The sequence below is a fragment of the Pseudomonas sp. EGD-AK9 genome, assembly GCF_000465935.2.
Classification (GTDB): Bacteria; Pseudomonadota; Gammaproteobacteria; order Pseudomonadales; family Pseudomonadaceae; genus Aquipseudomonas.
Window position 1 is genome coordinate 1 of record NZ_AVOF01000221.1, and the last position, 5,530, is coordinate 5,530.

Below are 5,530 nucleotides of genomic sequence, written 5' to 3' on the forward strand. Positions count from 1 at the left end.
GGCACCGCGGTGGTGGTGCTGCCGCCGGCCGACCTCAACGTGGTGCCGGATCGTGCGGTGGACGACATTGCCGCCGAGCTGGAGCTGTTCGACAAGGCCCTGGGCTGGGTACGCGAGGACATGCACGAGCTGTCCGCCAAGCTCGCCACCCAGCTGCGCAAGGAAGAACGCGCGCTGTTCGACGTCTACCTGATGATGCTCGACGACGCCGCCCTGGGTAACGAGGTGCGCAAGGTCATCAAGACCGGCCAGTGGGCGCAGGGCGCCCTGCGCCAGGTGGTGCTCGACCACGTGCAGCGCTTCGAGCTGATGGACGACGCCTACCTGCGCGAGCGCGCCAGCGACGTGCGCGACCTCGGCCGGCGCCTGCTCGCCTACCTGCAGGAGGAGCGCAAGAGCGCCCTGGTCTACCCGGACAACACCATCCTGGTCAGCGAGGAGCTGTCGCCGGCGATGCTCGGCGAGGTGCCGGAGGGCAAGCTGGCCGGCTTGATCTCGGTGACCGGCTCGGGCAACTCGCACGTGGCGATCTTCGCCCGCGCCATGGGCATCCCCACGGTGATGGGGGTGGTCGACCTGCCCTATTCGAAGATCGACGGCATCAAGCTGATCGTCGACGGCTACCACGGCGAGGTGTTCACCAACCCCAGCGAGCTGCTGAGCAAGCAGTACGCCGAGGTGGTCGAGGAGGAGCGCCAGCTCACCGAGGGCCTCGACGCCCTGCGCGCGCTGCCCTGCGAGACCCTCGACGGTCAGCGCATGCCGCTGTGGGTCAACACCGGCCTGCTCGCCGACGTCGCCCGCGCCCAGCAGCGCGGCGCCGAGGGCGTCGGCCTGTACCGCACCGAAGTGCCGTTCATGGTCAACGAGCGCTTCCCCAGCGAGAAGGAGCAGCTGGCCACCTACCGCGAGCAGCTGCAGGCCTTCCACCCGCTGCCGGTGACCATGCGCACCCTGGATATCGGCGGCGACAAGGCGCTGTCCTACTTCCCGATCAAGGAAGAGAATCCCTTCCTCGGCTGGCGCGGCATCCGCGTCACCCTCGACCACCCGGAAATCTTCCTGGTGCAGACCCGCGCCATGCTCAAGGCCAGCGAAGGGTTGAACAACCTGCGCATCCTGCTGCCGATGATCTCCGGCACCCAGGAGCTGGAGGAAGCGCTGCACCTGATCCACCGCGCCTGGGGCGAGGTGCGCGACGAAGGCACCGACGTGCCGCTGCCGCCTATCGGCGTGATGATCGAGATTCCCGCCGCGGTCTACCAGACCCGCGAGCTGGCGCGCCAGGTGGACTTCCTCTCGGTCGGCTCCAACGACCTGACCCAGTACCTGCTGGCGGTGGACCGCAACAACCCGCGGGTCGCCGACCTCTACGACTTCCTCCACCCGGCGGTGCTGCAGGCGCTGCAGAAGGTGATCCACGATGCCCATGCCGAAGGCAAGCCGGTGAGTATCTGCGGCGAGATGGCCGGCGACCCGGCTGCCGCCGTGCTGCTGCTGGCGATGGGCTTCGACTCGCTGTCGATGAACGCCACCAACCTGCCCAAGGTCAAGTGGCTGCTGCGCCAGATCACCCTGAGCAAGGCCAGGGAGCTGCTCGGCCAGGTGATGACCATGGACAACCCGCACCTGATCTACAGCACCCTGCACCTGGCCCTGCGCAACCTCGGCCTGGGCCGGGTGATCAACCCCGCGTCGAATATCCAGGCCTGAGCCGGTGTTTCTATCTAGTAGCCCGGGTGACATCCGGGCTACCCGTTAGGCCGCGCGTGGCGCCCCTTACCTGCGTACAGCCACCTCGCCCAGCGGCCTGCCTTGCGGACCGAAGCTGCGCTCGACCAGCTCCCAGCTGTCGTCGGCGTTGAGCAGCAGCGCGGTGCTGGCGCGGGTGCCGTAGTTGGCGCTGGCGATAAAGGCGGTGGCCAGCAGGCGCTCGACCGCCGGGCCGACGCCGGTGTCGGGCAGCAGGTGCTCGGGTGGTTGCGTGGTGTCGGCCAGCAGGGCCAGCAGACGCTGGCTGTCGGGCGCGTCGAGACAGTTCTCCAGCGTCGCCTTGGCCCGCTGCAGCTTGGGCCAGGGGCTGTCGAGGCTGGCGTTGGACAGGCCGTAGAGCCCTTCCGCCAGGGGGCGCGGGTCGTCCTCGCGGCTGTTGTAGTACCAGAGCTGGCGCGCATCGCCGAGCAACAGGTTGAAGCCGGCGTAGTCGCTGGCCCTGGCCGCGATCTGCGCGAGGTAGGCCTGCGGCGTCAGCGTGCCGCGCAGGAAGGCCACCGGCAGCTCGCCGCGCGAGCGCTGGCCGGGCTCCTGGCTGGGGTCGCGGATATTGGTCAGCGCGGCGAAGCGGCCATCCGCGCTCATCCCCAGCCAGGTGCCGCCGGCCTGCAGGTCGCGTCCGGCGAACAGCCCCGGCGCGTCGTCCCACTCGCGCAGCGGCCAGCTGGGGCGGGCGTAGAACTCGTCGCGGTTGGCCGCCAGCAGCAGCGGCTGCGGGTGATCTGGACGCCAGGCGAAAACGATCAGGCACATGGGACGATCCTTGTACGGAGTGTGCCTAGCAGGCTAGCACGAAGCCGAAACGGCGGAGTGGATCCGCCCCGGCGCCCGGCGCCCGGTGCCCGACGCCCGGAGCCTGCCGCTGCCGGGGCAATTCCGCTACCATGCCGCTTTGTTTTCGGGGGTGTCGATGGAACTGCTGCTCTACCTGCTGCTGGGCGCGGCCGCCGGCGTGCTGGCCGGCCTGTTCGGCGTGGGCGGCGGGTTGATCATAGTGCCGGTGCTGGTCTTCAGCTTCGCCGCGCAGGGCATGCCGGCGGAGATTCTCACCCACCTGGCGGTGGGCACCTCGCTGGCCACCATCGTCTTCACCTCGATCAATTCCGCGCTCGAGCATCAGCGTCAGGGCGCGGTGCGCTGGCCGCTGTTTCGCTGGCTGAGCCTGGGCATCCTGTTCGGCGCGGCGCTGGGCGCGCTGACCGCGGCGGCCATCGAGGGCGGCTGGTTGCAGAAGATCATCGGCGTGTTCGCCCTGGTCATCGCCGCGCAGATGGCCCTGGACCTGAAACCCAGGGCCAGCCGCGCTGTCCCAGGCAAGCCGGGGTTGGCGGCGGCCGGCGGGGTGATCGGCTGGGCCTCGGCGATCTTCGGTATCGGCGGCGGCTCGCTGACCGTGCCCTTCCTGGTCTGGCGCAGCGTACCGATGCAGCAGGCGGTAGCCACCTCGGCGGCCTGCGGTCTGCCGATCGCCCTCGCCGGCGCGCTGAGTTTCGTCGCCACCGGCTGGGGCAACCCGCAGTTGCCGCCGTGGAGCGTCGGTTTCGTTTACCTGCCGGCGCTGGTCGGGATCGCCGTCACCAGCATGTTTTTCGCCCGCTTCGGCGCGCGCCTGGCCCATCGCCTGTCGCCGCGTCTGCTCAAGCGTCTGTTCGCCCTGCTGCTGTTCAGCGTGGGTCTGAGTTTTTTGATCTAAGGAGTGATTGATGCTGCCTTACCCGCAGATCGACCCGGTGGCCATCGCCCTGGGCCCGCTGAAAATCCACTGGTACGGCCTGATGTACCTGGTCGGCATCGGTGGCGCCTGGTGGCTGGCCTCGCGCCGGCTGGCCCGCTTCGACGCCGGCTGGAACAAGGAGAAGCTCTCCGACCTGGTGTTCTGGGTGGCCATGGGGGTGATACTCGGCGGCCGTCTGGGCTACGTGTTCTTCTACGACTTCGCGGCCTATATCGCCGAACCGGCGAAGATCCTGCGGGTCTGGGAAGGTGGCATGTCGTTCCACGGCGGGCTGCTCGGGGTGATGCTGGCCACCTGGTGGTTCGGCAAGCGCAACGGCAAGAGCTTCTTCGAGCTGATGGACTTTATCGCCCCGCTGGTACCCATCGGCCTGGGCGCCGGGCGCATCGGCAACTTCATCAACGCCGAGCTGTGGGGCAAGGCCACCGACCTGCCCTGGGCCATGGTGTTTCCCACCGACCCGCAGCAACTGGCGCGGCATCCCTCGCAGCTGTACCAGTTCGCCCTGGAGGGCGTGGCGCTGTTCGCCATCCTCTGGTTCTACTCGCGCAAGCCGCGCCCGACCATGGCGGTGTCCGGCCTGTTCGCCGCCTGCTACGGGCTGTTCCGCTTTATCGTCGAGTTCGTCCGCGTGCCGGACGCCCAGCTCGGCTACCTGGCCTGGAACTGGCTGACCATGGGCCAGGTGCTGTGCCTGCCGATGATCCTCGGCGGTATCGGCCTGATGATTTGGGCATACAAACGTTCGTAAAAGAGCCTAATCTGACGAAGGATAATTGAACGGCAGGACTTGGGCTTCTATAGTTCCGCCCCGTCTGAACCTTCGTCCAAAGGCTTTATATGAAGCAGTACCTCGATCTGATGAGTCATGTCCTTTACAAGGGCACTATCAAAAGTGACCGCACCGGTACTGGTACCCACAGCGTGTTCGGCTACCAGATGCGCTTCGACCTGGCCGACGGCTTTCCCCTGGTCACCACCAAGAAGTGCCACCTGCGCTCGATCATCCACGAGCTGCTGTGGTTCCTTAAGGGCGACACCAATATCCAGTACCTCAAGGACAACGGTGTTTCCATCTGGGACGAATGGGCCGACGAGAACGGCGACCTCGGCCCGGTCTACGGCTACCAGTGGCGCAGCTGGCCGGCGCCCAATGGCGAGTCGATCGACCAGATCGCCAAGCTGATCGAGATGATCAAGAGCAACCCGGACTCGCGCCGGCTGATCGTCTCGGCCTGGAACCCGGCGCTGGTCGAGCAGATGGCCCTGCCGCCGTGCCACGCGCTGTTCCAGTTCTACGTGGCGAACGGCAAGCTCAGCTGCCAGCTCTACCAGCGCTCGGCCGATATCTTCCTGGGCGTGCCCTTCAATATCGCCAGCTACGCCCTGCTGACCCTGATGGTGGCGCAGGTCTGCGACCTCGAGCCGGGCGAGTTCATCTGGACCGGCGGCGACTGCCACCTGTACGCCAACCATCTGGCTCAGGCAGACATCCAGCTTTCCCGCCAGCCGCTGCCGCTGCCGACCATGAAGCTCAACCCCGAAGTGAAGGATCTGCTGGCCTTCAAGTTCGAGGACTTCGAGCTGGTCGGCTACGAAGCGCACCCGCATATCAAGGCGCCGGTGGCGGTCTGACGCAGACGGAGCTTGTGGCGGCGTAGGTGGGCGTAGGGTGGGCTTTAGCCCACCGGTTGCACGGCGATTTCACCGCGCAGCCGCTCCACCTGTTCGGCGCGCTCGGCCTCTTCCAGGCGAGCACCGGGGTTGAGCGACGACCATTCGGGATGGGCGCGGGCCAGGTTCAGCGGCGCGGGTAACTTGCCTTGGCGCCACAGGGTTTCCTGCGGGGCATTGAGGGTAATGGCCTCCATCGCCGCGTGGCCGCGGGCGTCCAGGGCGCGCAGCAGTTGCTGCTGGCGCAGGGCGAGCAGGCGCAGCACGGCATCGTCCACGGTCAGCTCGCGTTGGCCCTTCAATTTGCCTTTAAGCCTTTCCCCGTAATTGCGCAGGGTCTGCGCGCTA

General features: G+C 67.3%; 6 protein-coding genes. 4 read left to right on the top strand and 2 right to left on the bottom strand.

The genetic code is table 11. From position 1 onward, the window contains the following. On the top strand, window positions 1-1,713 hold a 1,713-nt coding region (gene ptsP, locus N878_RS11510; RefSeq protein WP_021443806.1), incomplete at its 5' end, for a phosphoenolpyruvate--protein phosphotransferase. A 66-nt stretch (window positions 1,714-1,779) separates the two neighbouring features. Here the strand turns inward: ptsP and N878_RS11515 are convergent. Further along, on the bottom strand, window positions 1,780-2,526 hold the full coding sequence (locus N878_RS11515) for an NRDE family protein (protein ID WP_021443807.1): 747 nt from the start codon (window positions 2,524-2,526) through the stop codon (window positions 1,780-1,782). A gap of 157 nt (window positions 2,527-2,683) precedes the next feature. On the opposite strand from N878_RS11515, the gene N878_RS11520 reads away from it, so the two are divergent. The 3 genes from N878_RS11520 (at window position 2,684) to N878_RS11530 (ending at window position 5,143) form a co-directional block, all read left to right on the top strand. Then, window positions 2,684-3,466 carry a sulfite exporter TauE/SafE family protein gene (locus N878_RS11520; RefSeq protein WP_031303056.1) on the top strand — a complete coding sequence of 261 codons (783 nt, stop codon included), beginning with the start codon at window positions 2,684-2,686 and terminating at the stop codon, window positions 3,464-3,466. Between the two features lie 10 nt (window positions 3,467-3,476). Continuing rightward, complete coding sequence (gene lgt, locus N878_RS11525) at window positions 3,477-4,259, top strand: prolipoprotein diacylglyceryl transferase (RefSeq protein ID WP_021443809.1); 783 nt, start codon at window positions 3,477-3,479, stop codon at window positions 4,257-4,259. Window positions 4,260-4,348: 89 nt separating this feature from the next. Further along, window positions 4,349-5,143, top strand: coding sequence for a thymidylate synthase (locus N878_RS11530; protein WP_021443810.1), 795 nt, complete (start codon window positions 4,349-4,351; stop codon window positions 5,141-5,143). Between the two features lie 44 nt (window positions 5,144-5,187). Here N878_RS11530 and N878_RS11535 read toward each other — a convergent pair. After that, window positions 5,188-5,530: DUF3482 domain-containing protein (locus N878_RS11535; RefSeq protein ID WP_156350875.1), on the bottom strand; the 343-nt coding region annotated here is incomplete at its 5' end.